This is a genomic window from Acidimicrobiales bacterium (assembly GCA_035531755.1).
Taxonomy (GTDB): domain Bacteria; phylum Actinomycetota; class Acidimicrobiia; order Acidimicrobiales; family UBA8190; genus DATKSK01.
In genome coordinates, this window is record DATKSK010000012.1 from 1 (window position 1) to 26,598 (window position 26,598).

The 26,598-nt window shown below is 72.1% G+C and carries 30 protein-coding genes, 1 tRNA gene and 1 riboswitch; of the genes, 15 read left to right on the top strand and 16 right to left on the bottom strand.

Annotated elements, in window-relative coordinates; all coding sequences use genetic code 11:
• On the top strand, positions 1-1,179 hold a 1,179-nt coding region (locus VMV22_02620), incomplete at its 5' end, for a hypothetical protein (GenBank protein ID HUY21214.1).
• A 909-nt stretch (positions 1,180-2,088) separates the two neighbouring features.
• On the opposite strand, the gene VMV22_02625 is transcribed toward VMV22_02620, so the two are convergent.
• From VMV22_02625 to VMV22_02645, 5 genes are all read right to left on the bottom strand, one after another.
• Complete coding sequence (locus tag VMV22_02625; GenBank protein HUY21215.1) at positions 2,089-2,379, bottom strand: hypothetical protein; 291 nt, start codon at positions 2,377-2,379, stop codon at positions 2,089-2,091.
• Between the two features lie 6 nt (positions 2,380-2,385).
• Positions 2,386-2,694 carry an AbrB/MazE/SpoVT family DNA-binding domain-containing protein gene (locus VMV22_02630; GenBank protein ID HUY21216.1) on the bottom strand — a complete coding sequence of 103 codons (309 nt, stop codon included), beginning with the start codon at positions 2,692-2,694 and terminating at the stop codon, positions 2,386-2,388.
• Between the two features lie 103 nt (positions 2,695-2,797).
• The gene (locus VMV22_02635) at positions 2,798-3,118 is read right to left on the bottom strand and encodes a transposase (GenBank protein HUY21217.1); all 321 of its coding nucleotides are present in this window, start codon (positions 3,116-3,118) and stop codon (positions 2,798-2,800) included.
• 50 nt (positions 3,119-3,168) lie between these two features.
• Positions 3,169-3,477 (bottom strand): type II toxin-antitoxin system PemK/MazF family toxin, encoded by a 309-nt coding sequence (locus VMV22_02640; protein ID HUY21218.1) that lies wholly within the window; start codon positions 3,475-3,477, stop codon positions 3,169-3,171.
• Complete coding sequence (locus VMV22_02645) at positions 3,464-3,715, bottom strand: ribbon-helix-helix domain-containing protein (protein HUY21219.1); 252 nt, start codon at positions 3,713-3,715, stop codon at positions 3,464-3,466. Before VMV22_02645 ends, VMV22_02640 begins: the two co-directional genes overlap by 14 nt.
• Before the next feature lie 124 nt (positions 3,716-3,839).
• Here VMV22_02645 and VMV22_02650 point away from each other — a divergent pair, with 124 nt between their 5' ends.
• Positions 3,840-4,022: a transposase gene (locus tag VMV22_02650; protein HUY21220.1), complete on the top strand. Its 183-nt coding sequence runs from the start codon at positions 3,840-3,842 to the stop codon at positions 4,020-4,022.
• 161 nt (positions 4,023-4,183) lie between these two features.
• On the opposite strand, the gene VMV22_02655 is transcribed toward VMV22_02650, so the two are convergent.
• The 3 genes from VMV22_02655 to dut all read right to left on the bottom strand — a co-directional run bounded on the left by VMV22_02655 (position 4,184) and on the right by dut (position 6,265).
• A tRNA-Gly gene (locus VMV22_02655) sits at positions 4,184-4,259 on the bottom strand.
• Between the two features lie 85 nt (positions 4,260-4,344).
• Positions 4,345-5,790 (bottom strand): wax ester/triacylglycerol synthase family O-acyltransferase, encoded by a 1,446-nt coding sequence (locus VMV22_02660; protein ID HUY21221.1) that lies wholly within the window; start codon positions 5,788-5,790, stop codon positions 4,345-4,347.
• Positions 5,791-5,821: 31 nt separating this feature from the next.
• Positions 5,822-6,265 (bottom strand): dUTP diphosphatase, encoded by a 444-nt coding sequence (gene dut / locus VMV22_02665; protein HUY21222.1) that lies wholly within the window; start codon positions 6,263-6,265, stop codon positions 5,822-5,824.
• Positions 6,266-6,351: 86 nt separating this feature from the next.
• Between dut and orn the strand changes: the two genes are divergently transcribed.
• Genes orn through VMV22_02685 form a run of 4 tightly spaced genes read left to right on the top strand, consistent with a single transcriptional unit; the run spans position 6,352 to position 10,689 of the window.
• A complete protein-coding gene (gene orn, locus VMV22_02670) occupies positions 6,352-6,948 on the top strand; it encodes an oligoribonuclease (GenBank protein ID HUY21223.1) in 597 nt (198 codons plus the stop codon).
• A gap of 36 nt (positions 6,949-6,984) precedes the next feature.
• Complete coding sequence (locus VMV22_02675; GenBank protein HUY21224.1) at positions 6,985-8,037, top strand: aldo/keto reductase; 1,053 nt, start codon at positions 6,985-6,987, stop codon at positions 8,035-8,037.
• Between the two features lie 34 nt (positions 8,038-8,071).
• Positions 8,072-9,871, top strand: coding sequence for an AMP-binding protein (locus VMV22_02680; protein HUY21225.1), 1,800 nt, complete (start codon positions 8,072-8,074; stop codon positions 9,869-9,871).
• Positions 9,871-10,689 (top strand): SDR family NAD(P)-dependent oxidoreductase, encoded by an 819-nt coding sequence (locus VMV22_02685; protein HUY21226.1) that lies wholly within the window; start codon positions 9,871-9,873, stop codon positions 10,687-10,689. The genes VMV22_02680 and VMV22_02685 overlap by 1 nt, the downstream gene beginning before the upstream one ends.
• Before the next feature lie 53 nt (positions 10,690-10,742).
• On the opposite strand, the gene VMV22_02690 is transcribed toward VMV22_02685, so the two are convergent.
• Positions 10,743-11,363, bottom strand: a complete 621-nt coding sequence (locus VMV22_02690; GenBank protein ID HUY21227.1) for a DsbA family protein — start codon at positions 11,361-11,363, stop codon at positions 10,743-10,745.
• A gap of 169 nt (positions 11,364-11,532) precedes the next feature.
• On the opposite strand from VMV22_02690, the gene VMV22_02695 reads away from it, so the two are divergent.
• The 3 genes from VMV22_02695 (at position 11,533) to VMV22_02705 (ending at position 13,965) form a co-directional block, all read left to right on the top strand.
• The gene (locus VMV22_02695) at positions 11,533-12,510 is read left to right on the top strand and encodes an ATP-binding cassette domain-containing protein (protein ID HUY21228.1); all 978 of its coding nucleotides are present in this window, start codon (positions 11,533-11,535) and stop codon (positions 12,508-12,510) included.
• The gene (locus VMV22_02700; protein HUY21229.1) at positions 12,510-13,346 is read left to right on the top strand and encodes an ABC transporter permease; all 837 of its coding nucleotides are present in this window, start codon (positions 12,510-12,512) and stop codon (positions 13,344-13,346) included. Before VMV22_02695 ends, VMV22_02700 begins: the two co-directional genes overlap by 1 nt.
• 142 nt (positions 13,347-13,488) lie before the next feature.
• Positions 13,489-13,965: an SRPBCC family protein gene (locus tag VMV22_02705; GenBank protein ID HUY21230.1), complete on the top strand. Its 477-nt coding sequence runs from the start codon at positions 13,489-13,491 to the stop codon at positions 13,963-13,965.
• Between the two features lie 5 nt (positions 13,966-13,970).
• Here the strand turns inward: VMV22_02705 and VMV22_02710 are convergent, their stop codons facing one another.
• Together VMV22_02710 and VMV22_02715 are read right to left on the bottom strand one after the other, a co-directional pair.
• The gene (locus VMV22_02710; protein ID HUY21231.1) at positions 13,971-14,750 is read right to left on the bottom strand and encodes a response regulator transcription factor; all 780 of its coding nucleotides are present in this window, start codon (positions 14,748-14,750) and stop codon (positions 13,971-13,973) included.
• A gap of 8 nt (positions 14,751-14,758) precedes the next feature.
• Positions 14,759-16,285: a PspC domain-containing protein gene (locus VMV22_02715; GenBank protein HUY21232.1), complete on the bottom strand. Its 1,527-nt coding sequence runs from the start codon at positions 16,283-16,285 to the stop codon at positions 14,759-14,761.
• Between VMV22_02715 and VMV22_02720 the strand changes: the two genes are divergently transcribed.
• The gene (locus VMV22_02720; GenBank protein ID HUY21233.1) at positions 16,284-17,507 is read left to right on the top strand and encodes a PspC domain-containing protein; all 1,224 of its coding nucleotides are present in this window, start codon (positions 16,284-16,286) and stop codon (positions 17,505-17,507) included. The two genes, VMV22_02715 and VMV22_02720, sit on opposite strands and share 2 nt — an antisense overlap.
• A gap of 40 nt (positions 17,508-17,547) precedes the next feature.
• Here the strand turns inward: VMV22_02720 and VMV22_02725 are convergent, their stop codons facing one another.
• Positions 17,548-18,333, bottom strand: coding sequence for a methyltransferase domain-containing protein (locus VMV22_02725; protein ID HUY21234.1), 786 nt, complete (start codon positions 18,331-18,333; stop codon positions 17,548-17,550).
• A 100-nt stretch (positions 18,334-18,433) separates the two neighbouring features.
• Positions 18,434-19,069, bottom strand: a complete 636-nt coding sequence (locus VMV22_02730; protein HUY21235.1) for a peroxiredoxin — start codon at positions 19,067-19,069, stop codon at positions 18,434-18,436.
• A 137-nt stretch (positions 19,070-19,206) separates the two neighbouring features.
• Here VMV22_02730 and VMV22_02735 point away from each other — a divergent pair, with 137 nt between their 5' ends.
• The 3 genes from VMV22_02735 to VMV22_02745 are packed head-to-tail and all read left to right on the top strand — an operon-like array spanning position 19,207 to position 22,110.
• Entirely contained in the window at positions 19,207-20,160 is a 954-nt protein-coding gene (locus VMV22_02735; protein HUY21236.1) for a crotonase/enoyl-CoA hydratase family protein, read from the top strand.
• Positions 20,157-21,017, top strand: a complete 861-nt coding sequence (locus VMV22_02740) for an HAD-IB family hydrolase (GenBank protein HUY21237.1) — start codon at positions 20,157-20,159, stop codon at positions 21,015-21,017. The genes VMV22_02735 and VMV22_02740 overlap by 4 nt, the downstream gene beginning before the upstream one ends.
• Before the next feature lie 31 nt (positions 21,018-21,048).
• A complete protein-coding gene (locus tag VMV22_02745) occupies positions 21,049-22,110 on the top strand; it encodes an LLM class flavin-dependent oxidoreductase (protein ID HUY21238.1) in 1,062 nt (353 codons plus the stop codon).
• Positions 22,111-22,148: 38 nt separating this feature from the next.
• Here the strand turns inward: VMV22_02745 and VMV22_02750 are convergent, their stop codons facing one another.
• Complete coding sequence (locus VMV22_02750; protein ID HUY21239.1) at positions 22,149-22,880, bottom strand: class I SAM-dependent methyltransferase; 732 nt, start codon at positions 22,878-22,880, stop codon at positions 22,149-22,151.
• An 89-nt stretch (positions 22,881-22,969) separates the two neighbouring features.
• Positions 22,970-23,033, top strand: a riboswitch (Fluoride riboswitch).
• 23 nt (positions 23,034-23,056) lie between these two features.
• Here VMV22_02750 and crcB point away from each other — a divergent pair.
• Together crcB and VMV22_02760 are read left to right on the top strand one after the other, a co-directional pair.
• Complete coding sequence (gene crcB, locus VMV22_02755) at positions 23,057-23,428, top strand: fluoride efflux transporter CrcB (protein ID HUY21240.1); 372 nt, start codon at positions 23,057-23,059, stop codon at positions 23,426-23,428.
• Positions 23,425-23,772, top strand: a complete 348-nt coding sequence (locus VMV22_02760; GenBank protein HUY21241.1) for a DUF190 domain-containing protein — start codon at positions 23,425-23,427, stop codon at positions 23,770-23,772. The genes crcB and VMV22_02760 overlap by 4 nt, the downstream gene beginning before the upstream one ends.
• Positions 23,773-23,794: 22 nt before the next feature.
• Here VMV22_02760 and VMV22_02765 read toward each other — a convergent pair whose 3' ends face one another.
• The gene (locus VMV22_02765; protein HUY21242.1) at positions 23,795-24,655 is read right to left on the bottom strand and encodes an aldo/keto reductase; all 861 of its coding nucleotides are present in this window, start codon (positions 24,653-24,655) and stop codon (positions 23,795-23,797) included.
• A gap of 92 nt (positions 24,656-24,747) precedes the next feature.
• Positions 24,748-26,514 carry a SpoIID/LytB domain-containing protein gene (locus tag VMV22_02770; protein ID HUY21243.1) on the bottom strand — a complete coding sequence of 589 codons (1,767 nt, stop codon included), beginning with the start codon at positions 26,512-26,514 and terminating at the stop codon, positions 24,748-24,750.
• Between the last annotated feature and the right edge of the window lie 84 nt (positions 26,515-26,598).

Consider the following 26,598-nt stretch of genomic DNA (forward strand, 5'->3'; position numbering starts at 1 on the left):
GGGATCGTCGCCCGGGGGCTGTCGTGGGCACCGCTGCGCTTCATCGGGCGCATCTCCTACGGGATGTACCTGTGGCACTTCCCGCTCGACATCGCCCTCACCGGGGGCCGCACCGGGCTGCACGGCTGGGCGTTGTTCGCCCTGCGCAGCGCCGTGACCGTGGCGGTGAGCACGCTGTCGTTCTACGGCCTGGAGCGTCCCGTCCGCACCGGGACACTGCTGCGGGCGGTGCGGGCCAAGGTCGTCACACCGGTGGCCGTGGTCGGCACCGCCGTCGTCGTGGTGCTCGCCACCGTGCCGGCGGCGGGCGCGGTCGGGGCCCCGCACACCGGCACGGTGCCCGTCGCACCCGTGCCGAGCACCGTGGTCAGCATCCCCGCGGCGCTGGCCACCGCGCCCGTGCGGGTGATGCTCGTCGGGGACTCCGTGGCGATCACCCTCGGTCGCGGCCTCCTGTATCACGAGACGGGCTCGCACATCACGCTCGCGAACCAGGGCATCGTCGGTTGTGGGGTCGTCCAGGGGACGAAGGCGTGGGCACCTGAAAATGGGCAGCAACAGGCCTACGACGTCGGGTGGCCTTGCTGGCTGGGGCCAAAGCACGGCTTCGTCCCGTGGCCCGAAGCGTGGCGGCATTGGCTGAGGGAGATCCGGCCCAACCTGGTCGTCCTCCTGGCCGGGCGCTGGGAGGTCGTGGACCGCGTGTACCAAGGCCGGCGCACCAACATCCTCCACCCCGTGTTCGCCGCCTACGTGAAGCGCATGCTCGAGCGTGCCGTCACCATCGGCACGTCGGGTGGCGCCCACATGGTCCTCATGACGTCGCCGTGCTTCTCCGAGGGCGAGCAGCCGGACGGGACCCCCTTCCCCGAGGACAACGTCCGCCGCGTCCAGGAGTACAACCGCCTCGTCCGGGAGGTCGGCGCCGAATTCCCGGCCACGGTGACCGTGCAGGACCTCTACGCCATGACCTGTCCCGGCGGGAAGTTCACCCCGACACTCGCCGGCGTGCAGCTGCGGTCCCCCGACGGTGTGCACTTCGCCCCGGGTGCAGGTATCGGCGCGGATCTGCTCGCCCCCCGGATCCTCCCTCTCTGGGAACAGCTCGGCCACGAGCAGGAAGCCGCCGGTGGCACGGTCGTGACCGGTTCGATCCCGACGCACCTGTTTCCAGCTTGATCTCGGACCGTCAAGGTGGACACGCTCGGTCAGCGATCACGACGCGCTGGCGCTCCGGAGCTCTTGCACGACTCCCCAGGACCGGGCGGAGCTCCGTGCCGGAGCGGCATCAACGAGCCATTGATCCGCCGCCTGCGGGTACTCAAGGTCTGGCATGACGTCGTCGTTGATGGTTGGGACCAGGACCGTTCGATCCGAACGAGATCCTGGCCGACATCGACATCCCCCGACTACCGGCCGAGGACATCGGCCTCTGCACGCAACCGGTCGATCCGGCGGGATGGCTGACCCGCGTTCGAGTTCCGCCACCGATTCGTCACGACGCTCGACGATGTCGAAAAGGAAGTGGCCGCGTGCAACCCAGGGAGCCGCTACTCCGTCTCGCGACCCGTTGATGCGCTACGGGCAAGCAGACAGACCGAAGGTACGCTCGCAGGTAGCGCAGGAATCCGTCCTGGGTGTGCCGGCAGGGCGTTGCGGGCTATCCGACGGCATGAGATCGGGAACGGGAGCCCGACGTTCGGGCACGCCAAGAGCAACGAGAGCCCAGGCTGCACGGGCTCAGACAGCGGTTGGCTCGTCGACGGCACCGTGTCATCCAGAACTGTGGTGCACATGTGGTGCACGGCGCTCCGAGACGCGCCACGAGGGGCCGATCTCGGCCCCTCGCACCCCCACGACCTGGAATTTCTCTGGAGCGGACGACGGGATTCGAACCCGCGACCCTCACCTTGGCAATAGACTGAGGCCCAACTCCCCTGCCTGCACCTTCGCAAATTGACGCAGCGTGATCGGCGTTTTCGACTGACCACAGCAGACCGCTATTGACCATAATTGTCAATGGCGCGTGCGTTTTTTGTGGAGCGCGAACCGGGGATTCCATGCCACGTGCACCACGCTTCTCCGTTATCACGGAGTCCTGAATACATCATGCGTACCCACGCGTCGCCAGATGATGTGTGTTTCACCAGGGGTGATCTCGCTCCCGTACTCGAAGGTCGCCCGCCCGTCGGCGGCCCACGTCATCTCGAAGATGCCGGCGGCCCCCTTCACGCCCTTCACCCGAAGAGTCGATCGAAACGCTCCCGCTTTCAGGTCGGCCACGAACCGTGCGACCGCCGCCAGAAATACTCCTTGCTGGTCAGCCGAAAGCGCGTCGAAGTCGGCGCCGAAGCGGGCCAACCAGGCAAAGGTGGGCACGCTCTGTCAGCGAGCGCGCCGCGGCCGCCCTGGAGCTTTTGCCCGACTCCCCAAGGCCGTGAGGAGGTCCTCGCCGGAGCCGAAGATCTCCAGACGATCGCCGGCAAGATCGGTATCCGCTTCCCGCTCCCCCTCCTGCCACTCCGTCGTCCAAAACCATGCCTGGGTGGCGTCGATGACCTTCTGCGGCCGAAGCAGAATCCCCTCGGCCGTGATCTCGGCATCCAGGAGATCGCCTTCTTCGAGATGCGCAGCGGCGCGGATCTCCTCGGGAAGAGTCAGTTGTCCTTTGGCCCGCAGAGTGGTTCTCGGCATAATCATAGCCTAGCAGATGTTCCGAATATCGGATAGTCCGACTTTCGTACTCTTGGACCAGCGCGGTGTGCCCCTGTCGGTGCCGATTACTCATCCGGCCAGCTCACGCCACGAGCCGGTACTCGTGGATGAGTCCTCCCAGGATTTCCGTTCTTCCCATTCGCTTCGGCTCCGGATCGTGGATCGAAGCCGGCGTCAGACCCAGGCATCCTGGTGCCCGCTGATCCAGAGCGCGGTGCGGGCGGTGATCGTTGTAGTGAGCGATGTATTCGATCAGAACCTGTTCGAGATGGCGAGGGCCGAAGATGAGAAGCCTGTCCAGGCACTCTCGGCGAACGGTGCCCACGAGTCTTTCGACGAACGCGTTCGCACGCGGAGCTCGCACCGGGGTCTTGATGATGCGGATGCCCTCGGAGCGGAACACCTCGTCGACACGTTAGGAGTCAACTGAACCCTGGGCAGACCCAAGTGCCATCAGCAGCCCATCGCGTCCTTCATCACACCACATGCTTGAGCCATGCGACTCGGGGACAGGGTCGATACGCGGCGCCGAAATAGCGGTCTGGGCAGAGTATGGAGGTTGTCGAAGTTTACGACACAGTCACTGGGAACTCCGTCGGCGATGACAGTTAGTTCCAGTTCGGAAACCAGGTCCCGTTTCGTACGAGTCAATGCTGCCACCACGACCGACTGGATGCGATCAGCGACCGGGTCTCTCGTCAGGACTAACACCGGTCGATCTCCTCCAGGCGTGGCGGCAAACCAGATCTCACCCCGTTGCATCAGCCCAGTCCGACCAGTCCTCAGCCGGACCCCAGTCTGCAACTTCGGCAAGGACTTGCTCCGCGGAGGTCGGCGGCAACTGGTCCCATGTCTTGGCGTCGTCCTCGCTCGCCAGCCTCACCAGGTACCGGTGGAGGGCATCTCTGAGGAGCTCGGAGCGGTCCACGCCCAACTGCTGCGCCCGTCGTTGGGCCTCCGCGGCTTCGCTCTCGCTGACCCGAAAACTGATCATCGTCATACAAATAGGGTATCATGTATGACGCTATGGGAACCGGGTTCTGCTCCGTCAGGTGCTCCTGCACCAGTGGGCACGAGTCCTCGTCCCCGCTCGGCGAAGTCCCTGGTTAGGGAGCTGATCGAGTATTCAGACACTACGGGCGCTCGTCCACAACCTGTCGAAGGCGCTGGTCGAATCGACGAACACCAAGAGCCGCGTCCTTCACCGCATGGCCTTTGGGTTCAAGAAGCCCGAGCACCTGATCGCCCTGGCGCTGCTCGATCGGGGCGGATACTGCCCGCCGCTGCCGGGGCGTCAAGCGGCGTGATCGACCCACGGATGGGTCAGGAGAGCCAAAAATAAAGGGTCAACGACCCGAGGCCCGAGAAACTGCCAGAAAATGTGGTGCAAATGTGGTGCGCGACGGTCTCAGACGCGTCACGAGAGGCCGATTTCCGTCCCTCGCACCGCCGCTACCTGGGCTTTCTCTGGAGCGGACGACGGGATTCGAACCCGCGACCCTCACCTTGGCAAGGTGATGCTCTACCAGCTGAGCCACGTCCGCCTGTTGCACCCGGGATCCTACAGCGGCATCGCCTGCCGCCGTGCCCGTCGGGCACGTCGTCCCTGCACACCACAGGCCTTCCCGGTCAGGCCCAGTGGCCGCCGGTGCGGACAGCCGCCTTGACCAGCTCGGCGAAGGCGTCGGCCAGGTGGTCTCCGAAGTGGACGACCTCGGGGACGAGCTCCCGGCAGCCCAGGATCCCCACGTAGAGGGTGTCTTCGTAGCTGGCCACGGTCACGTTGAGGCCGACGCCCTCGATGAGCGGCCCCACCGGGTACAGCCCGACGAGCCTCGCCCCCGCGCACCACAGCGGGACCGTCGGGCCCGCGACATTGGACACGAGGACGTTGAACAGCGGTGGCACGTGGTCGAACACCCGCAGGTTGCCCGCCAGGCGGGCGATGCGGGAGGACAGGGCCGGGAAGGCCAGCTGTGCCCAGCCGCGGAAGAGCTCTTCGGAGATGACCCGCGCCTGGTCCTTGGCCAGCCTCGTCCCCGATGCGATCGTGGTGAAGCGCTCGACGGGGTCGGCGACCGACGTGGCCAGCGACACGAGCATGGCCGACACCCGGTTGCCGAGGGCGCCGCGCTCGGACTCCTGGCGCACCGACATGGGCACCATGGCCACCAAGGGGTCCTGCAACCGCTCGCCGCGTTCGGCCAGCAGCCGCCGCAGCGCGCCGGCGACGGCCGCCAGCACGACGTCGTTGAGGGTCCCCCCGAAGGCGTGGCGGACCGTCCGCAGCTCCTCCAGCGGCATCTGGGCGAACGCGAAGCGGCGATGCGGTGAGATGGCGCCGTTGATCGACGTGCGCGGAGCCCGGAACGGCGCCGGGGGCGGCTCGATGTCGTCCTCTTCCCGCAGCCGGCGATTCCGCTCGGCCAGGTCCCGAAACGCCCCGACCGTCCGGCGCAGGGCGCCGGCGGCGCGCTCGGGCTGGCGTGCCAGCGAGGACATCGCCGACCCGACCAGCTCCGCCTCGCTCGGGATGGCCTCGGGGCGCCAGGGTCGCAGGGGCGGTGGGACGGCGCGCGGCACGGGGCCGGCGTCGAGGAACGCGGCCAGCACCTCGGCGCCCGACGCGCCGTCGAACAGCGAGTGGTGGACCTTGGGGACCACCGCCACGTACCCGGACTCGAGGCCCTCCACGAGGTGCATCTCCCACAACGGCGCGTGCTGGTCGAGGGGTCGCCCGACCACGTCCGCCACGAAGGCTCCGAGCTCACCGGGACCACCCGGCGCGGGGAGGCTCGCCCGGCGGAGGTGGTGCTCGAGCTCGAAGTGCGGGTCGTCCACCGACACCGGGTGGTGCAGGCCGAAGGGGACGCGCACCACCCGTCGGCGCAGCGGCGGCACCAGGTGGATGCGCTCGTCCACGAGCGCACGCAAGCGGTCGACGTGCAACGGCGGAAGGTCGTGGCCGTCCTCGGGCGACGACGGGTCGAAGACCATCACCGCCGCCACGTGCATGTGCATGGTGTCGGTCTCGAGAGCGAGGAAGGCGGCGTCCATGCCGCTCAGGCGTTCCATCAGATCGCGTCCCGGGGACCGGGCACGGCGGTCACCGGCCGGTATGGCCGAAGCCACCGAGCCCGCGGCTGGAGTCGGAGAGCTGCCCGTCGTCGACCTCCACGAACGTGGCCTCCTCCACGGCCTGGATCACGAGCTGCGCGATCCGGTCGCCCCGGTGGACCTCGTAGGGCGTCGCCGGATCCGTGTTCACGAGCAGCACGCGCAGCTCGTCGCGGTACCCGGCGTCGATGAGGCCGGGGGTGTTGAGGCACGTCACGCCGTGGCGGAGGGCGAGCCCGCTGCGCGGCTGCACGAACCCGGCGAAGCCGGGTGGGAGGGCCAGGGCGATCCCCGTCGGCACGAGCGCGCGCCCGCCCCCGGCGGCCAGGACGACGTCCTGGCGCGCGTGCAGGTCGGCCCCGGCGTCGCCCCGATGCGCATAGGAGGGCACGGGCAGGTCGGGATCGAGGCGGACGAGCGGCACCTCGAGCACCGCATGACCCTATCGTCCGAGCGCTCGGCGATGCCCCGACCCGGGGCCTCGGGGGCGGCCCCGGATCCACCGGTAGCATCCCCCGGGTGCTCGTGTGGATGGACCTCGAGATGACGGGCCTCGACCCGGCGCGTCACACCATCGTGGAGATCGCCACCCTGGTGACCGACGACGACCTGGTGGTCGTGGCCGAGGGGCCCGACATCGTGGTGCACGCCGGCCCCGAGCAGCTCGCCGGCATGGAGGACGTGGTGCGGCAGATGCACACCCGGTCGGGGCTCCTGGCGGCCATCGAGTCCTCCACCGTCACCCTCGAGGAGGCCGGTCGCCGGACGCTCGACTTCATCAAGCTCCACGTGCCCGCCAAGGCGACCGTCCCCCTGTGCGGCAACAGCATCGGCACCGACCGTCGCTTCCTGGCCGCCCAGCTCCCCGAGATCGAGTCGTGGCTGCACTACCGGTCGGTGGACGTCTCCACCGTGAAGGAGCTCTGCCGCCGCTGGTACCCGAAGGCACTCGTCACGGCGCCGGCCAAGAAGATATCGCACCGCGCCCTCGACGACGTGCGCGAGTCCGTGGCCGAGCTGGCCTTCTATCGGCAAACGGTCTTCATCCCTCCGGCCGTCGACGCCCCGGCCGCCGCGCCGGCATCCGCCTCCCCGCCCGGCGGGACGGGCTCGTAGACCCACCGCCCGCCGCTCCGCACGGAAGGGGAAGAGATGGAACTGCGCACCTTGGGCCGCACGGGCATGCGGGTGTCACCGCTGTGCCTGGGAACCATGATGTTCGGCGCCTGGGGCAACCCGGACCACGACGACTGCGTGCGGATCGTGCACGCCGCGCTCGACGCCGGGATCAACTTCGTCGACACCGCCGACGTCTACTCCGGGGGAGAGTCCGAGGAGATCGTGGCCAAGGCGCTCGCCGGCGGCCGACGTGACGGCGTCATCCTGGCCACCAAGTTCCACGCCCCCATGGGCGCCGACCCCAACATGGCGGGCAACTCACGCCGGTGGATCGTGCGCGAGGTGGAGTCGAGCCTCAAGCGCCTCCGCTCCGACTGGATCGACCTCTACCAGGTCCACCGGCCCGACCCGAGCTGCGACGTCGACGAGACGCTGGGCGCGCTCTCGGACCTCGTGCACCAGGGCAAGGTCCGGGCGGTCGGGTGCTCGACGTTCCCCGCCGACCTCATCGTGGAGTCCCACTGGGTCGCCGAGCGCCGCGGGCGCGAGCGCTTTGCCTGCGAGCAGCCGCCGTACTCGATCCTGGCGCGCGGGGTGGAGGCCGCCGTCCTGCCCGTCTGCCAGCGCTACGGGATGGGGGTCATCGCCTGGAGCCCCCTGAACGGCGGGTGGCTCACGGGCCGGTACCGCAAGGGTGCGCCGCTCCCCCAGGGCGGCCGTGCCAGCCGCGTGCCCGACCGGTTCTCGTCCACGCGGCCGGAGGTCGCCACCAAGCTCGAGCTGGTGGAGTCCCTCGTCGAGGTGGCGAGCGGCGCCGGCGTGCCCCTCACCCACCTCGCCCTGGCCTTCGTGCTCACCCATCCGGCCGTCACCGCCGCGATCATCGGGCCCCGCACGATGGAGCAGCTGCAGGGGACGCTCGGCGCCGTCGACGTCGGCCTCACCGACGACGTCTTGGACCGCATCGACGCCGTGGTGGCGCCGGGCACGACGATCGACCCGTCGGACGCCGGATGGTCGCCGCCCGCCATCGCCGACTCCTGGCGGCGGCGGCGGCCGGCCGCCACCCGCGCCGGCGGCTCCTGACCTGCCGCGCCCCGACCCACGAGGAGACCGCAGCATGCCCGACACACCCGCCATGTCGATCGAGGAGGCGACGCGGGCGCTCACGGCGCCGGGGCAGATGTTCGAGATGGAGGAGGTGGAGATCCGCGGCGTCCCCACCCGGGTCTGGAAGAACTGCCCGGCCAGCCTGCGCGTGGTCCTCGAGCTGTCCCGGGTCCATGGCGACAAGGACTATCTCGTCTACGAAGACGAGCGCACGACATACGAGGAGCACTTCCGCACGGCCGCCACCATCGCCGGGCAGCTGCGGGAGCGCTTCGGCATCGAGAAGGGCGACCGGGTCACGATCGCCATGCGCAACCTCCCCGAGTGGGCCATGGCGTTCTGGGGGGCGGTGGTGGCCGGCGGCGTGGTGGTGCCGCTCAACGCCTGGTGGACGAGCCCCGAGCTCCAGTACGGCCTGGCCGACTCCGGCACCGCGGTGGCCTTCGTCGACGCCGCCCGCCTGGAGCGCATCGCCCCCTACCTGGCCGAGCTGCCCGACCTGCGCGCCGTGGTGGTCACGCACGAGGACCGCACCGAGGTCGAGCCCCTACCCGGATCACCCGTCCCCGTGGTGTCGTTCGCCGAGCTGGTCGGCGAGCGCAGCGCCGAGGCCGCCCTCCCCGACGTGGCCATCGACCCCGAGGACGACGCCACCATCTTCTACACGTCCGGGACGACCGGGAAACCCAAGGGCGCCGTGGGCACGCACCGCAACATGTGCACCAACCTGATGAGCCTGTTCTTCCTCAACTCCCGTGCCGGGATGCGCTCGGCCAGCGGCCGCGGCCCGGGCGACGGCGAGGAGGACGGGCGCCAGGGGGCGTACCTGCTGTCGGTGCCGCTCTTCCACGCCACCGGGTGCCACTCCATCCTGGTGGCCAACACCGCAGCGGGGAACAAGCTCGTGATGATGCACCACTGGGACCCCGAGCGCGCCCTCGAGCTGATCGAGCGCGAGCGCGTGGTCACCTTCGGCGGCGTGCCCGCCATGGTGATGCAGGTGATCGACTCGCCCAGCTTCGCCGGCCGCGACACCTCGTCGGTCCGCTCCATCGCCTACGGCGGGGCCCCGGCGCCGCCCGACCTCGTCCGGCGTATCAAGGAGCACTTCCCCGTGGGTGCGCCCTCCAACGGCTACGGGCTCACCGAGACGTCGTCGGTCACGACCATGATCACCGGCGACGACTACGTGGCCCGGCCCGACAGCGTGGGCCCGCCGGTCCCGGTGTGCGACGTGCGCGTCGTGCCCGACGGCTTCGCGGGCCCCGAGCCCACCGACGACCTCCCCGCCGGCCCCGACGTGACCGGGGAGCTGTGGATCAAGGGGCCCAACGTGGTGCGCGGCTACTGGAACAAGCCCGAGGCCACCGACGCCACCTTCACGCGTGGCTGGCTGCACTCCGGCGACGTCGCCCGGATCGACCAGAACGGTTTCGTCTCCATCGTCGACCGCGCCAAGGACATGGTCATCCGGGGCGGCGAGAACGTCTACTCGGTCGAGGTCGAGGCGGCGCTCTTCGAGCACCCGGCTGTGGCCGACGCCGCGGTCATCGGCGTCCCCCACGACGTCCTCGGGGAGGAGGTGGGCGCGGCGGTGGTGCTGCGCCCCGGCAGCAAGGTGTCGGCCGAGGAGCTCTCCCGGCACGTGCACGAGCGCTTGGCGTCGTTCAAGGTGCCGACCCACATCTGGTTCCGGGCCGAGCCCCTCCCCCGCAACCCCCAGGGGAAGGTCTTGAAGCGCGAGCTGCGCAGCGCCCTGATCGGCGAGGGCCAACCCGGCGAGGAGCCGCCACCCGAGGAGATCGGCTGATGCCCGCACCGCACGGAGCAGGCCTGCTCGCCGGGGGCCGCGCCGTCGTGACCGGGGGGGCGTCGGGCATCGGGCGGGCGGTGTGCCGGCGCTTCGCCGAGGAGGGCGCCACGGTAGCCGTGCTCGACATCGACGGGACCGGCGCCCGGGCGACCGCCGACGCCGTGGGTGGGGCCGCCTTCGTGGTGGACGTCACCGACGCCGCGGCCATGCAGGCCGCCGTCGACGACGCCGCCGCGCACCTCGGAGGTGTGTCGATCCTCGTCAACAACGCCGGCGGGAGCACCATGGCGCCGCTGGCGGGGTGGGACCCCGACGAGTGGGACCGGATCGTGCGCCTGAACCTGACCGGCGTGTTCAACGGCATGCGCGCCGGCGTCCCCCACCTGCTCGCCGGTGGCGGCGGTGCCGTGGTGAGCACGTCCTCGATCAGCGCCACACGGCCCTCCGCCGGCGAGACCCCGTACTCGGCCGCCAAGGCGGGTGTGATGGCCCTGACGGCGTCGGCCGCGCTCGAGTACGGACCGGCCCTCCGCGTCAACGCCGTGGCCCCGGGGATGATCCGGACGAACCTGACCCGCCCGCTGCTCGACATCCTCCCCGACTCCGACGCCCACTACGCCCGCCTGACCCCCGCCGCCCGGGTGGGCGAGCCCGAGGACGTGGCCGACGTCGTGGTCTTCCTGTGCTCGGACCTGGCCCGCTTCGTCACCGGCCAGACGGTGGTGGTGGACGGTGGCATGACGCTGCACGGCGCGGGTGTCGACGGGCTCTTCGACCGCTTCTTCCGGCGGGGCGACCCCCACCAGCGGACCTGACCCGACGCCGTCGGGGCGCCGGCGCTGCGGCGGAGCGGGTCGGCGGCGCGGGCTCACGCCCTCGCGAAGCACTCGACCAGGAAGGCCTCGAGCGCGTCGCTGTCGCGTCGGACGTGGAGGCGGCCCTCCCCGTCCCGGGAGATCTCGAGCGAGGGGCAGAACGTGCCCTCACCCCCGCAGAAGAAGTGCGGCGAGCCCCTCACGCCCCGGGCCTCGCCCTCGTGCCAGTCGGCGAGCACGGCGGCATCGTCCTCCGACCCCGGAGCACCGAGGCCGTGGGCGTCGGCCACGGCCGCCAGCACGTCCGGGCGCGAGATGTCGGCGCCCTCCTCGAACAGGGCACGACGCAGGGCGAAGCTCACCGCTTCGCCCAGGGCGTCACCCTGCCGGTAGCCGGCGGCGGCGAGGGCCAGGGCGGGCAGGGAGGTGAGCGGGAGGTGGGCCGGCTCGAAGTGGGCGAAGAGCGCGGGTGCCACCTGGGCCCGCAGGGCGTCGACGTGCTCGGCCGTGTGCACGGGGTCGAGCGGGACACCGTCGACGAGCTCGAGGGGCCAGGCGCGCACCCGGACGACCGCGTCGTCGCGCCCGAGGTCGTGGCGGCGGCGTGCCACGGCGCACAGCCCCACATGCGTGAACGGGCACGTGACGTCGACGAACACCTCCATCACCACCATGACCGGACCGTACCCCCGGGGCGACGGCGTCCTCACCTGTCCCGCTCCACCGACCCCCGGGGCGCGCGCCGGGATCGTCCGCAGGTCGCCTACGGTGGACGACGCCGGCGTCGACAGGTGTGCGCGTGGCGGCGCCGAGCGCCCCGGGGCCGGCGAGGAGGCACCAGACGTGATCGAGGCACGGGGCCTGACCAAGCGCTACGGCAGCACCGTGGCGGTGGACGCCCTGTCCTTCGAGGTCCTGCCCGGGCAGGTGACCGGCTTCCTGGGGCCGAACGGGTCGGGGAAGTCCACGACCATGCGCATGGTGATGGGCCTCGACCGACCCGACGCCGGGCACGTCACGGTGAACGGCCGCCGCTACCACGACCTCCCCTGGCCGCTGCGGGAGGTGGGGGGCCTGCTCGAGTCGAAGGCCATCCACCCCGGGCGCAGCGCCACCAACCATCTGCTGGCCCTGGCCCAGACCAACGACATCCCCCGGGCGCGCGTCGACGAGGTGCTCGAGCTCGTGGGCCTGTCGAGCGTGGCCCGCAAGCGGGCGGGCAAGTTCTCGCTGGGCATGACGCAGCGCCTGGGCATCGCCGCCGCGCTCCTCGGAAACCCGGGCGTGCTGTTGTTCGACGAGCCCGTGAACGGCCTGGACCCCGAGGGCATCCTGTGGGTGCGGAACCTGCTCAAGCGCCTGGCCGCCGAGGGGCGGGCCGTGTTCGTGTCGAGCCACCTCATGAGCGAGATGGCGCTGACCGCGGACCATCTCGTGGTGATCGGGCGGGGCCACCTGATCGCCGACCAGCCGGTCGCCGAGTTCGTGGCCCAGAGCTCCCGGCAGTCGGTGCTGGTGCGGACCCCGCGGCCCGATCGGCTGCGCGCCGCGCTCACCGACGCCGGTGGGCGCGTCGACCCCGGTGCCGACGGCGCAATGGTCGTCGTGGGCCTGCCCGCCGCCGCCGTCGGGGACCTGGCCGCCGAGCTCGGCATCGCGTTGCACGAGCTGTCGCCCCAGACGGGCTCGCTCGAGGACGCCTTCATGGAGCTCACCCGCGACAGCGTCGAGTTCCGCGCCGAGCGCCCCGCCGCGGCGGGCACGGCGGGTGGGCCGGGTGGCGGCGGGGCGGCCGTGTCGGGGTCCGAGGTGCCGGGCTGATGGTCAGCGCCGCCGTCACCGCGCCGCGGGCCCTGCCCGCCGGGCGCCAGCGCTTCGCCGGTGCGCTGCGAGCCGAGTGGACCAAGGTGCGCTCGGTCCGTTCCACCCTGTGGTGCCTGGTCGCCACCGTCGTCGGCGGCATCGGCATCTGCGTGCTCGCCACGTCGTCCGAGGCGTCCAACTGGCGCAACGCGGGATTCGTCGACAAGGCGCTGTTCGACCCGACGAGCATCAGCCTCACCGGCCTGCTGTTCGGACAGCTCGCCGTCGGGGTGCTCGGGGTGCTCGTCATGAGCGCCGAGTACGGGACCGGGACCATCCGAGCGTCGTTGGCCGCCGTCCCGCGCCGGCCCGTGGTGCTGGGCGCCAAGATCGTCGTCTTCGGTGCGGTGGCACTGGTGGTGAGCGAGGTGGTGGCCTTCGCCGCCTTCTTCATCGGCCAGGCGATCCTGTCGGGCAGCACGCCCACGGCCACGCTGTCGGGCCCGGGCGTCACCCGCGCCGTCGTGGGCGGCGGCCTCTACCTGACGGTCCTGGGCCTGCTCGCCCTGGGCCTGGCGACCATCATCCGCCACACCGCCGGCGCCATCTTCACCTTCGTGTCGGTCCTGCTCATCCTGCCCCTCATCGTCTCGGCCTTCCCCGCCTCCATCGGCCACCCGATCGGCCGGTACCTGCCCGCCGTCATCGGCTCGGCCATGACGACGACGACCGGCCACGGCCACCCCGACTTCCTGCCGTCGTTCCCGCCGTGGACGGGGTTCTCCATCCTGTGCGCCTACGCCGTCGGGGCGCTGGTCGTCGGGGGCGTCATCATGGTCCGCCGGGACCCGTGAGCACCCCGGCCCGGGCGGTCCCCGGGCGAGCGCGGCGCCGACGAGAACGCCGTCCGACGCCCGTCGTCCCGTCCGGGCCGACCAACGGGAAGGTTGACACGGGCACGTCGGCGCGCGGCGCGCCCGCGCTACCCTGCGCTTCATGGCCGAGAACGTGATCGCGACCCGGGACATCGGTGCCCCGGCGGAGAAGGTGTGGGCGATGGTCTCCGACCTGACCCGCATGGGCGAATGGTCACCCGAGAACGAGGGTGCCGTCTGGTTGCGGGGAGCGACGGGCCCGACACCGGGCGCCACGTTCCGGGGCCTGAACCGCAACGGCAAGAGGACATGGAAGACCACGGGGACGGTCGTCGACGCCGAGCCCGGTCGCCGGTTCACCTTCCGGATCACCGCCGGAGGCTTCAAGGTCGCCGAGTGGCGCTACGAGTTCGAGACCACCGCCACCGGGTGCCGGGTCACCGAGACTTGGATCGACCAGCGCGGCCGCATCGCCAAGGCACTCGGCGGGCCCGTCAGCGGGGTCACGGAACGAGCGGGGCACAACCGGGCCACCATGGAGCGGACGCTCGAGCGCCTGAAGTCCGCCGCGGAGTCCACCACCACCCCGACGTCATAGCCCTCCTACAGCAGGCGCCGCTCCGTGGCCCACCGGGTCAGCTGGTGGCGACTCGACAGCTGGAGCTTGCGCAGCACCGCGGACACGTGGGACTCGACCGTCTTGATCGAGATCGACAGCTCGCGCGCCACCTCTTTGTACGCGTAGCCGCGGGCGATGAGCCGTAGCACCTCGCGTTCGCGCGGGGTGATCTGGTCGAGCTCGGGGTCGAACGACGGCACCATGTCACCCCGTCGCTCGGGGTCGGCGGCGAAGGCGTCCAGGACGAACCCCGCCAGCCGGGGCGAGAAGACGGCGTCGCCGTCAGCCACGCGGCGGATGGCGCCGGTCAGCTCGGGGCCCGAGATCGTCTTGGTCACATAGCCCCGGGCGCCCGCCCGGATGACACCGATGACGTCCTCGGCGGCGTCGGACACCGACAGCGCGAGGAAGCGGACCTCGGGATGGGTCCGGCCGATCGCCTCGATCACCGCCCGCCCCCCGCCGTCGGGCATGTGCACGTCGACGAGCACGACGTCGGGGAGTCGCTCGCCGATCAGCTCGATGGCGGCGGCGACCTCGTCGGCGTCACCGATCACGTCGACGCTGTCCCCGAGCTCGGCGCGCACCCCGGACAGGAAGAGGTGGTGGTCGTCCACCAGGAACACGCGCACCCGGCCGTCGGCGGCGCTGGCGGCGCCCGACGAGCCGTCGCCGCGCCTCGCCCCGCTCCCGCCCGGGCTCTCGTCCGGGCTCCCGCCCGGGCTCCCGCCCGGGCTCCCGTCCGGGCTCTCGTCCGGGCTCACATCCGGGCTCACATGCGGTCCTGGGTCGTGGGCATGACGAGCTCCACCTCGGTCCCCTGGCCCGGCACGCTGCGGACGACGGCGCTCCCGCCGTGGCGAGCCACCCGGGCGCGGATGGACTCGGCGATGCCCTGCCGGTCGCGGTCCACGGCGTCGGGGTCGAATCCCTTGCCCCGGTCCCGCACGAACACGGAGACCCGGGTCGACTCGACCTCGACGAACAGCGACACCGTGGACGCCCCCGACCACTTGGCCGCGTTCACCGTGGCCTCGCGGGCCGCCGACAGCAGTGCCCGCAGCCCGTCGGTCAGCGGGCAGTCGCCCACCGTCACGGTGTCCACGGCGACGCGGTGGTCGGCCTCGACGTCGCGCTCGATGACCGAGACGGCCTGCGTGACGGTCGCCACCGCGCTCTCGTCGAACGAGCCCGGTGGGCGGCCCTCGAACAGCCAGGCCCGCAGTTCGCGCTCCTGGGCCCGGGCGAGGCGGGTCACCTCACCCTGGTCGCCGGCGGCCCGCTGGATGAGCGCCAGCGTCTGCAGCACGGAGTCGTGCACGGTGGCGGCCATGGCGGCGCGCTCCTCGGTGCGCACGCGCTCCCGGCGCTCCAGCGACAGGTCACGCGCCAGGCGCAGCCACCACGGCCCGAACACCACCAGGAACCCGACGATCACCACGTTGGCGGCGATGACCATCGCGACGATGTTGCCGGCCGGATTGCGCGACGCCACCAGGCCCCCGAGGCCCGCGCAGGCCAGGAACGTCCCGACCGCCACGCGGAGCACGGTGGCCCGGCGCGTCCCGTGCGTCGTGCTCCCGAGCAGCGGGGCCTGCCCCACGAGCTCGTGCAGGAAGGCCCGCTCCTCCTCGTCGGCGCCCCGCCACACGAGGACCAGGCCACAGACGGCCATCGACACCGGCCACAACAGGTTGCCGGCGAACCCCAGGCCGAGGGCGGCCAGGACGAGCAGCACGACCACCAGGGCGGAGCCGAAGGCGAGGGCCAGCCCCACCGTGCGGCGGTCGCCCAGGACGCGGCGGCCGATCGAGGTGGTCGCCCCCTCGCGGGGGAAGACCAGCCACGCCAGGACGTACAGGGTCAACCCGGCCCCACCGCCGATCGCCAGGACCACGAACAGGATCCGGACGACGTTGACGTCGACGCCGATGCGGGCCGACACTCCGGCGGCGACGCCGCCGGCGATGCGGTCCGTGGTGCTCCGCCGCAGCGGTCCGGGGACACGGGACGTCCGCCACCAGGTCCGCCGGAGGTGGCGCCGTTCCGACGACGAGGGCGGCCATGCAGGCGAGGGCGGGGGTGGCGGCCATGCCGATGGTGGTGGCGGCGGGGGTGGCGACGGGGGACGTGAGGGCTGCGGGAGTGGCATGGCGGGATCGGGGATGCATCGATGATCCCATGATGCCGGGCCGGCCGACCATGAGGGGTGCCCCTGGTCGCGGCCGGTGTCGTCGGGGTCTTCCTCAGGGTGGTCCCCGATTCCGCTCCGGGCGCCGATCCCTGATGATCGACGCATGGAACTGATCACACGAGATCCCACCTCTGATCCCACCACCGGCCACCGCACCGCCGGCCCCGTGGACCCCACCCCGACCGACCCCGACCCCTCCACCGGCGCCCCCGTCGACACCGAAGCGGTGGGCATGCCCGCCGTGGGCCCTCCCTTCTCCGGCCAGGCACCCCCGACGGCGGCGGCGCCGCCCCCGCCCGAGTCACCCCCTCCCCCGTTCCCGCCCCCGCCGCCCCCGCCCCCCGGGCCCGGTGGCCCCTCCGGCGGGTGGCAGACGCCGCCTCCGCCCCCCGGCGAGCGGCGGCACCTGCGGCGCTCGGTGCGGAACCGCATGCTCGGCGGCGTGGCCGCAGGGCTGGCGGAGTACCTCGACGTCGACGTGCTCCTCGTGCGCATCGCCATGGTCGTCCTGGCCGTGCTGGGTGGCTCCGGCGTCCTGCTGTACCTGGCCGCGTGGCTGCTCATCCCCGCCGAGGACACCGGCCGCGCCGTGGTGCAGGACTACATCGAGCGCCGGCCCCGCCGGCGGAGCATCCTCGCCCTCGTCATCGGGGCCGTCATCGCCATCGTGGCCGTCTCGAACCTGTTCTCGAGCGGCCCGTGGTGGCGGCACTGGGACGGGGGCTTCGGCGGCTTCGGGTTCTTCTTCGGCCTGTGTGCGCTGGCGCTCGGCGTGGCGCTGCTCATCTCGAGCGGGCGGCGTGAGGGCTCGCCCGTGCGGTGGCTGCTCGTCACCACCCTGGTGGCGCTGGTCGGCATCGTCATGGTGGCGGCGGCGACGGTCTTCTCGGTGGAGGCGCTGAGCGGCGTGCCGCTGCGCGGCGGGATCGGCGACACGCAGTGGCGGCCCACGTCGGTGTCGCAAGTGGCACCGGACTACCGCCAGGCCATCGGCACCATGGAGGTCGACCTGCGCAACGTCACCTTCGGCCCCGGCACGACGCACGTGACCGCCACGGTCGGGATCGGCCGCCTCGTGGTGTACGTGCCCACGGGGACCACGGTGAGCGTCACGGCCCACTCCGGGCTCGGCGCCGTCCAGGTCTTCGGCCAGGACCAGGGCGGCTTCGCCACCCGGCAGACGGTCGTGGTGCCCGCCGGCGGCAGCGGCGCACCGGCGCCGCCCGCGACCCCCGGCACCGCCGGCACCGCCGTCGCGGCCGGCGTCCCCCGGCTGGTCATCGACGCCGAGACCGGCGTCGGCCGCGTCGAGGTGGTCAGGTCCTGACCGCCACGGGGCGCAACGCACCGGTCGGGCGTCGGGGTGGTCAGGTCCTCGTGACCACCACCTGGCGCATGTGCCATCGGATGACGCCGGTGGACGCGTCGCCCGCCCGGCGCTGCAGCCGGTGCAACAGGGCGGCCGTCTCCTCGGGCCCGGCCACACCGGTGAGGGCCGGGTCGTGGCGCCAGGTGCCGAGGTTGAGCGAGAAGATGCGCGCCGCGGACCCCGCCGTCACCGCCAGGGGCACCTCCCGCTGCACGAGGACCTCCGCGCCGGCGGGCGGCGACACGCCCGTCAGCCGGCGCCCGACGTAGAGGTCGCCACCCCGGGCGGCCACCACCGTCTCGGCCAGCTCCAGGTAGCGCCGGAAGTCGGGGTCGGCGGTGTCGATGGCCTCGGGCTCCTCGAGCACCAGCACACCCCCGGGTCGCAGCTCGCCCACCCAGGCCGCGGCGACGGCGGCCGGATGGCGCAGATGCACGAGAAGGAACCGGGCGTAGACGAGGTCGGCGGGCGCGCACGGCAGCGGCGTGCGGGTGACGTCCCCCACCGTGAAGTGGCAACGCTCGGTCCCGGACGCGCCGGCCTCGGCCACGAAGGCGGGTGAGGTGTCGATGCCCACCACCCGCGCCCCGGGGAAGGCCTCGGCCACCATGGCGCTCGTGTGCCCCGGCCCGCAGCCGAGGTCGAGGACGAGGGCCGGTGCGCACGGCAGCGATCGCAGCAGGGCCCGACTGGTGGGCGCGAACACGGCGGCCAGCACGTCGAGACGGTCCGAGGCGTCCGGCGTGTCGCCGAAGGCGTAGCCAGGCTGCGGTGTCGGCCCCACCTCCGACACGGTACGCGTCACGGCCGGCCCCGGAGGGCCGGCCGTGGATGCGACGTCACCGCGCGCCGGGCGCCGTCGGGGGCCCCGGGGGCGGGTGCGGCTACTTGTTGGGCTGCGGCGTGACCCGGAGGTAGGGCTTCAGGCGCTTGAAGCCCTTGGGGAATTTCTTCTCGGCGTCCTCGTCGGAGAGGGTCGGCACCACGATGACGTCGTCCCCGTCCTTCCAGTTGACCGGCGTGGCGACCGAGTAGTCGGCCGTCAGCTGCAGCGAGTCGAGCACGCGCAGCACCTCGGCCACGTTGCGCCCCGTCGACGCCGGGTAGGTGATCGTCAGCTTCACCTTCTTGTCGGCGCCGATGATGAACACCGAGCGCACCGTGAGGGTGTCGCTGGCGTTGGGGTGGATCATGTCGTAGAGGTCGGCGACCTTGCGGTCGGGGTCCCCGATCATCGGGAAGTTGACGGCCTGGCCCTGGGTCTCCTCGATGTCCTTCTCCCACGAGCGGTGGGACTCGACCGAGTCGACCGACAGGCCGATCAGCTTGGTGTTGCGCCTGTCGAACTCGGCCTTCGCCTTGGCGAAGGCGCCGAGCTCGGTCGTGCAGACCGGGGTGAAGTCCTTCGGGTGGGAGAACAGGATCCCCCACGAGTCGCCGAGCCACTCGTGGAAGTTGATCGTGCCCTCGGTCGTGTCGGCGGTGAAATCGGGGGCGATGTCCCCCAGGCGGACTGCCATGTCTCCTCCTGCGTTGGTCTCACGGTGACGTCGGTTCGTGCCGTCCGACGAGGAGTGTACCGGCCGTGTCCGCAATTGTCGACCGGCTGGGTCGGATTTCGGGGCGGGCCCCCGGCCGGGCACGACAGGCGGCGTGGTTGGCCGTCGAGGCGCGCCTGCTCTGGGAGAATGGGCGGGTATGGGACGCCACCGGCGCAACTCGCAGCGCGGGGGTCGACGCCGTGGCTGAGGCGGTCTGGAAGACCGTCGACGTCTCGCGCCAGGGGCCGGTCATCGTGGTCACCATCTTCCGGCCCGAACGGCGCAACGCCGTCGACGCCACCACGGCCGCCGCCCTGCTCGCCGCCTTCGCCGCCTTCGATGAGGACGACTCCGCCTCGGTGGCCGTGCTCACGGGGGCGGGGGGGGCGTTCTGCGCCGGCGCGGATCTGAAGGCCCTGGCCGAGGGCGACCGGCGGCCGGTGCTCGAGGAGGGGCCCGGTCCCATGGGGCCCACCCGCCTGGAGCTGTCGAAACCGGTCATCGCCGCCATCGAAGGCCACGCCGTGGCGGGCGGCCTCGAGCTGGCCCTGTGGTGCGACCTGCGGGTGGCCGCCACCGACGCCGTGCTCGGCGTGTACTGCCGGCGCTTCGGCGTGCCCCTGGTGGACGGCGGGACGGTCCGGCTGCCGCGGCTGATCGGGCAGAGCCACGCCCTCGATCTCGTGTTGACGGGGCGGGCCGTGGGAGGGCCCGAAGCGCTGGCGATGGGGCTGGTGAACCGCCTGGCCCCGCCGGGGCGCGCCCTCGACACGGCGCTCGGCCTGGCCCGGGAGCTCGCCGCGCTCCCCCAGACGTGTATGCGCAACGACCGGCGGTCGCTCTTGTGGCAGTGGGGGCTGCCCGAGCCCGACGCCCTCGTCCTCGAAGCCCGCTTCGGGCTCGACACGATCGCCAGCGGCGAGACCACCGAGGGCGCGCAGCGCTTCGCCTCGGGTGCGGGCCGCCACGGGTCGGTCGTGCCCGATGCCCGGCCCGCGGGCCCTGCCGCCGGTGGGCACGTGCCGCCGGCGATGGAGGCCCACCCCGACAGCCCGGGGAGCGCGTCGTGACCGCCATCGAGCCCCAGGGCGCCCCGGTGCACCTCGAGCGCGGCCCCGGCGCGGACGTGGTCGCCGCGTTCGACCTCGACGGCACGCTCACCCGGGGCGGGAGCGTCTGGCAGTTCCTGTCGAGCATCCGCGGCCGGCCTGCCGTGATCGCCGCGGGCGTGGCGCTGGCACCCCAGCTCGCCAAGGCGGCGCTGTTCGGCGGGCACTACGCCGACGAGGCCAAGGAAGCGCTGTTCCTGCGCACCCTGGCCGGCATGGACGCCACCGGGGTGCAGGCGGGCGCCGAGCGCTTCGGCCTGGCCCACTTCGACCGCCGCAGCCGCACCAAGGTGCGCGCCCGCGTCGACTGGCACCGCCGCCAGGGCCACCGCATCGTGATCGTGTCGGCGTCACCCGAGTACTACGTGCGCGCCGTGGCCGGGGAGCTCGGTGCCGACGGCGTGGTGGCCACCCGACTGGAGGTCGACGACGCCGGCCGGCTGACGGGGCGCTTCGAGGGCAGCAACTGCCGGGGGGCCCAGAAGCTCGAACGCCTGCGGGAGTGGATACGGTCCTCGTCCACCGGTGCCCACGACGGTGCGGGTGCCCACGACGGTGCGGACCACGCCGGCAACGCCCCCGGCGGTGCGGGTGAGGGCGCCACCTCCGACGACGGGCCCTACGACCAGGCCGGAGAGGCGGGGCTCGACACCACGGGGGCCGTCGGCGACCACCCGTTCCTGTGGGCCTACGGCAACAGCGCCGGCGACCGCGAGCTCCTGGCGGCGGCCGACATCGGGGTGGACGCCGGGCGCCTGGGACGGTTCGGGAAGCTGCGCCGCTTCCGCCGACTGGGGGACGTGCTCACCGCCTGGTGAGTGGGCTCGACGCTTGCGCCGGCACGGGCCGATGGACAAGCGTCAGGCGGTCGACACCTGGGAGAAGACGATGCCTCGAGGAGAAGGACGCGCCGATTCGGCACCCCACGCCGGTCACGGCGCACCGCTGCGGGTGGGGGTCTTCGTCCCGCAGGGATGGAAGCTCGAGTACTCGGGCTGGGAGGCGCACGCGGCCTGGGAGCGCAGTGTCGAGCTGGCCCGCCAGGCCGAAGAACTCGGCTACGACCACATCTGGGTCTACGACCACGTCGAGACGGTGCCGCGTCGAGAGCCGACGCACGTCTTCGAGGCCTTCACGATGCTGGCGGCCCTCTCGCAGTGCACCGACCGGGTGGGCCTCGGCCAGCTCGTCACGTGCTCGTCGTACCGCAATGCCGGGTTGCTGGCCAAGGAGGGCGCGTGCATCGACGTGTACTCGGGCGGCCGGCTGATCCTCGGCCTCGGCGCCGGATGGTTCCACGAGGAGTACGCCTCCTACGGCTACCGGTTCCTGCCGGCACGGGACCGCCTGACCGCGCTGGAGGAGACCGTCTCGGCCATCCGGATGCTCTGGAGCGAGCAGACGGTGACGTTCGACGGGCAGCACGTCCACCTGCACGACGCGTACTGCGACCCCAAGCCGATCCAACGGTTCCCGCCGGTCTGGATCGGCGGCGGCGGCGAACAGGTGAACCTCCGCATCGCCGCCCGGCACGCCGACGCCACCAACTGGCAGGTGGGGCTGGAGGCCTTCCGTCGTAAGTCACAGCTCCTGGAGCGCTACTGCGAGGAGATCGGGCGACCCTTCACCGAGATCACCCGGACGCACGGCCCTGACTGCAGGATCTTCGACACCGAGGAGGAGTTGCACAGATGGTGCGACGAGCTCGACGGCGGCCACCTGTGGGGTGGACAGCCCCCCGACGAGTACATCCGGGAGAACTTCGTGGGAACCGTGGACCAGGTGGCGGAGAAGGCGCAGGAGTTCGTCGATGCGGGCGCTCGCGACTTCGTGCTGTGGATGCGCGACTACCCGTCCGACGAGACGCTCCGTCGGTTCATCGGTGAGGTCGTCCCCATGCTCGAGATGTGATCCCCGGCGGGCCCGGTTGTCGACGAGGAACCGGCGGCTCAGGACTTCTCGAGGACGGCGACGTACGGCTCGCTCGGCGCACCGCCCAGGACGTCGGCCTGGTGCCAGCCCGTGCCGCGGAGCAGTGACCGCATGTCGGCACGCGAGACGAAGAGCCACGCGAACCACGGCGTCTCCCACCGGCGGTACCGGACGCGCAGCCGCGCCTGGCCGGGCATGAGCCCCCGCTCGACGTTGCGCCGGTAGTAGGACCGGTCGAAGGCCGGCACGCCGCCGCAGTACGGATTGGTGCTCTCGGCCAGGATCCGGGCGCCGGGCGGCATGGTTCGGGCCCAGCGCATCAGCGCCCGCCGCAGCTTGGCCGGGGTGCCGAAGATCCCGAAGTTGTTGCCGAACAGCACGGCGGTGTCGAACGAGCCGATGTCGGCACCGAGGGCGTCGACGGTCATGCACCGGGCGGCCCGCAGGCCGCGGGCCCGGGCCGTCCGCACGGCCAGCGGCGAGGCGTCCACGCCGACCACGTCCATCCCCCGCTCCTGCAGGTGCAGGGCGACGCGGCCCGCCGCACAGCCCACGTCGACGACCCGGCCGCGCGCCAGGCGCAGGGCCCGCCGCTCCGCCGCGGGCCAGCGCTCGGGCCCGGTGACGTACAGCTCGTGCCCCGCGCCCACCTCGCCGAATCCGTCGTCGCGCTCGATGACCTCGGGCTCGGTGCCGCCGGCCGCCCAGTCGGCCAAGGCCCGGCCGAAGGCGTCGCCCTGCGTCCCCATGCCCGCAGTCTGGCCCCGCCATGGGGTCGGCGGCGACCAGGGGCTCGCCGCCATATGGTCGGCGGCGACCAGGGGCTCGCCGCCATATGATCTGCGACGGCGATGGGGCTCGCCCTTGACCGCAGCCTGGCTGCTGATGGCTCCTACCTGACGGCGAACCGTGGGAAGGAGCTCGCGTGCGGGTGGTGTGGGTCGGGGTGGCGGGGTTCTGCGGGGCGGTGTCGCGCTACTGGCTCGACGGCGTGGTGAGCCGGGCCACGAGCGGGTCGTTCCCGTGGGGGACCTGGGTCGTGAACATCTCGGGATGCCTGATCGTCGGCTTCCTCACGACCGTGCTCACCGAGCGCTTCCTGCCCCACCCCACGCTGCGCATCGCCGTCACGGTGGGGTTCGTGGGCGCCTACACGACGTTCTCGACCTTCGCCTACGAGAGCGTGCGGCTGGGCCAGAACGGCGCGCTCGGGATCGCGGCGGTCAACGTGGTGTCTTCGATCGTCGTCGGATTGACGGCGACGTGGGTCGGGATCGTCCTCGGGAGGGCGCTGTGAGGCTTCAGGGTGAGGGCAGGCTGCTGCGGATCTTCATCGGTGAGTCCGACACCTGGCACGGCAAGCCGCTGTACCAGGCGATCGTGCGCCGCCTGCGCGAGGAGGGCATCGCCGGCGCAACCGTGATCCGGGCCATCGAGGGCTACGGCGCCACCAGCCACCTGCACACGGCGCGCATCCTCCGGCTGTCCGAGGACCTGCCCCTCGTCATCGAGGTGGTGGACACCGAGCAGCACATCCAGCGAGTGCTCCCGATGCTCGACGAGATGGTTTCCGACGGCATGCTGACCCTCGAGCGCGTCGAGGTCGTGACCTACCGGGCGGGGCCCGAGCGCACCGGGTGAGGCGCCGCGCGGGCTGACGCGCTCAGCCCGTGGGCATGGGGAAGATGTGCTCCTCGGCCGCGGTGTCGCGCATGGCGGCGGCCTGCTCGTCCTCGGACATCGGCTCGAAGCGGGCCGCCGCCCCGATGGCCGCCGCCGTCAGGACGGGGTCACTCGGCGTGCACAGCACGTGCACACCCGGGACGCTCAGCACGAAACGGACCCCGCGGGTGATCTCACGGTCGGTCGTGTACGCCTCGTACCACGTGCCCGACGTGTGCGGGCGGTCGCCCCAGGGCCTCGCCGACACCGCCTTGATCGCCATCACGCCCACGTCGCGTGCCCCGGCCTCGGCGATGAGCGCCTCGGCGTCACGGCGGTAGGCGTGGTCGGCCCACAGCCGCGGGCTCACGGGGAACATCACGGTGTCGAGGTCGTAACGCCGCAGGGCCTCGAGCTGTGCTGCCGGCGTGGTCAGGTTGTGGCCGGTGATGCCGACGAACCGGCACAGGCCCTCGTCGCGCGCCGCCATGATCGCCGACACCGCCCCCGCCCGGGCCTCGAGCTCGTCGAGGTCTGTGACGGCGTGGAGCTGGTAGAGGTCGAAGTGCTCGCAACGCAGCAGCGACAGCGACTCCTCGAGCTGGGCCCGGACGCCGGCGGGGTCGTGGCGCATGGTCTTGCACGCCACGAAGAGGCGGTCGCGCACCGGGGCGAGGAGGGGGCCGAGCAGCTCCTGGGCCCGGCCGTAGCGAGGGGCCACGTCGAGATGGTTGACGCCGGCGTCGAGGGCGGCGCCGAACGTGGAGGCCGCCACGTCGGGGTCGGCGTCCCAGAAGGCGGCCCCGCCGAGCACGGCCACCGACGAGCGGTGCCCGGTCCGCCCCAGACGGCGCGTCAACATGCGGGCAGGGTACCCGCCGGCTGGGCGGGTGGTGAACGTTGCGCGCCGTGGCGGGCGGGCGCACCGGGGGTCGGGGCGCCCGTCCTCGGGGACTACCCCGGGGAGGTGGCTCCGCCCACGAGACGGCCCTGCCATCCCGCCACCGAGGCCGCCACGTCGCTGAACTGCGGGGCGTCGCCGAAGTCGACGACCTGGCCGTCGGCGGTGACGATCAGGTACCCGAGCCCGGCGCGGGTCGGGAGCACCGACACGGCCTGGGCACGCAGGCCCACACCGGGCAACGAGCCCTCGTAGGGGGCGTCGCCGAGCGAGAACACGCCGCCGTCGGCGGCCACGGTCCAGTAGCCGCCGCCGTCGGGGGTGCCGGCCATCCCCACCATGGGGGCGTTCAGCCGCACACCGCCCATCGACCCGAAGAACCGGGCGTCGCCGAAGGAGAACACGCCGCCGTCGTTGCCGAGCATCCAGTAGCCACCCACCCCGCCGCTCGGCTGGCTGGTCACCGCGAACCAGTTCGACTGCACGCCGTCCTGCGAGAACTGCGACGCGAAGGTGTCGCCGCTGATGGACACGCTCTGGCTGGTCCCCTGCAGCGTCATCTGCACGACGCGGCCGCCGAGGTCGCCGAAGCCGTTGCGCTGCGACACGCCCACCGAGATGAGGGTGCCGATCTGCGGGTAGGCGGCCTCGATGGCGGACACCGGGACCGCCGCGTGCCAGGTGTGGTGGGCGTTGCACGCGCCCGGGAGGCACACGGCGTCACCGGCGTCGGGAACCGGTGCGAAGGTCCCACCCGCGCTGTACCCACCGGTGGATGACGAGTACTGGGTGGTGGCGACGGTGCCGGTGGGCATCAGGACCACGAGGTCGGGTGTATCGGCGGTGGCGGCATCGGTCACGGTGTTCTCGTTGGCGATACCCGGATAGTCCTGGCAGGCGCTGGAGTCGCAGATGTCGGCGTAGCCGAACCAGCCCTGCAGACTGCCGTAGGTGCTCATCACGTAGGAGCGTGCCGCCACGGCCTGGGCCTCCAGGGCCTGGAACCCCCACGACTGGCCCTGCGGTCCCGCGCCCCCCAGGGAGCCCCAGCCCGTCGGGGACTCCGACGGCGTCACGTCGGCGACGTACTGGCCCAGGGGCACGATGTTCACCGTGCGGGTCTGGTTGTTCGAGTTGATGACGCCCTGGATGCTCCCCCGCGCCATCAGGTTGCCGCCCGGCTGGCACAGCTGGAGCACCTCACTGTTCACGCCGGCGTCCGCCGGGAAGGGTGCCGGCGTCACCGGAGAGATCGTCGGGTCGGCCACGTTCAAGGCCACCGGCGTCCATGACGGGCCCGCGCACCCGCCGCCCCCGAACACGTTCCACTGGCCCGTGGTCCCGTTGCCCCCGGCCAGCTGCAGCATGACGGCCGGGTAGCTGCCCCCCGGCCCGAACGGCGCGGCCACACCGGTCACCGTGAACGGCGAGCCTGAGGTCACGATCACGGTGTTGCCGGCGTTGGCGGTGATGGCGACCTTGACCGGGGTGGATGCGTCGCTCCACCCGTTGGGCAGCGAGCCGAGCGACGTGGTGCCGCCCCCGCTCAATGCCCCGTAGTAGGTCGACAGGATCTGCTGGTACGGGACCTGGCCGACGGCGTACCCCAGTGCCCCCCATTGGCCCATGCCGCGGCCGTGGCCCCAGCCGTGCCCGATGAACGAGACGTCGGGGTACGGATAGGCGGCCGCCGGCCCGCTCGGGACCAGGGCGACCAGCCCCGAGGTGGCCGCCACGACGGTGGCCGCCGGGACGACCCGCGCCAGGGCGCGTCGGAGTCGGGGGGGAAGGACGGGGATGCAGACGATGGTAGCGAGCACCGTGCGATCTCCGTGGGACGCCCCCACCCCGCGTGACATCGCCTGGCGCTTGATATATCGTTATACGTACTATCTCGGAACGAA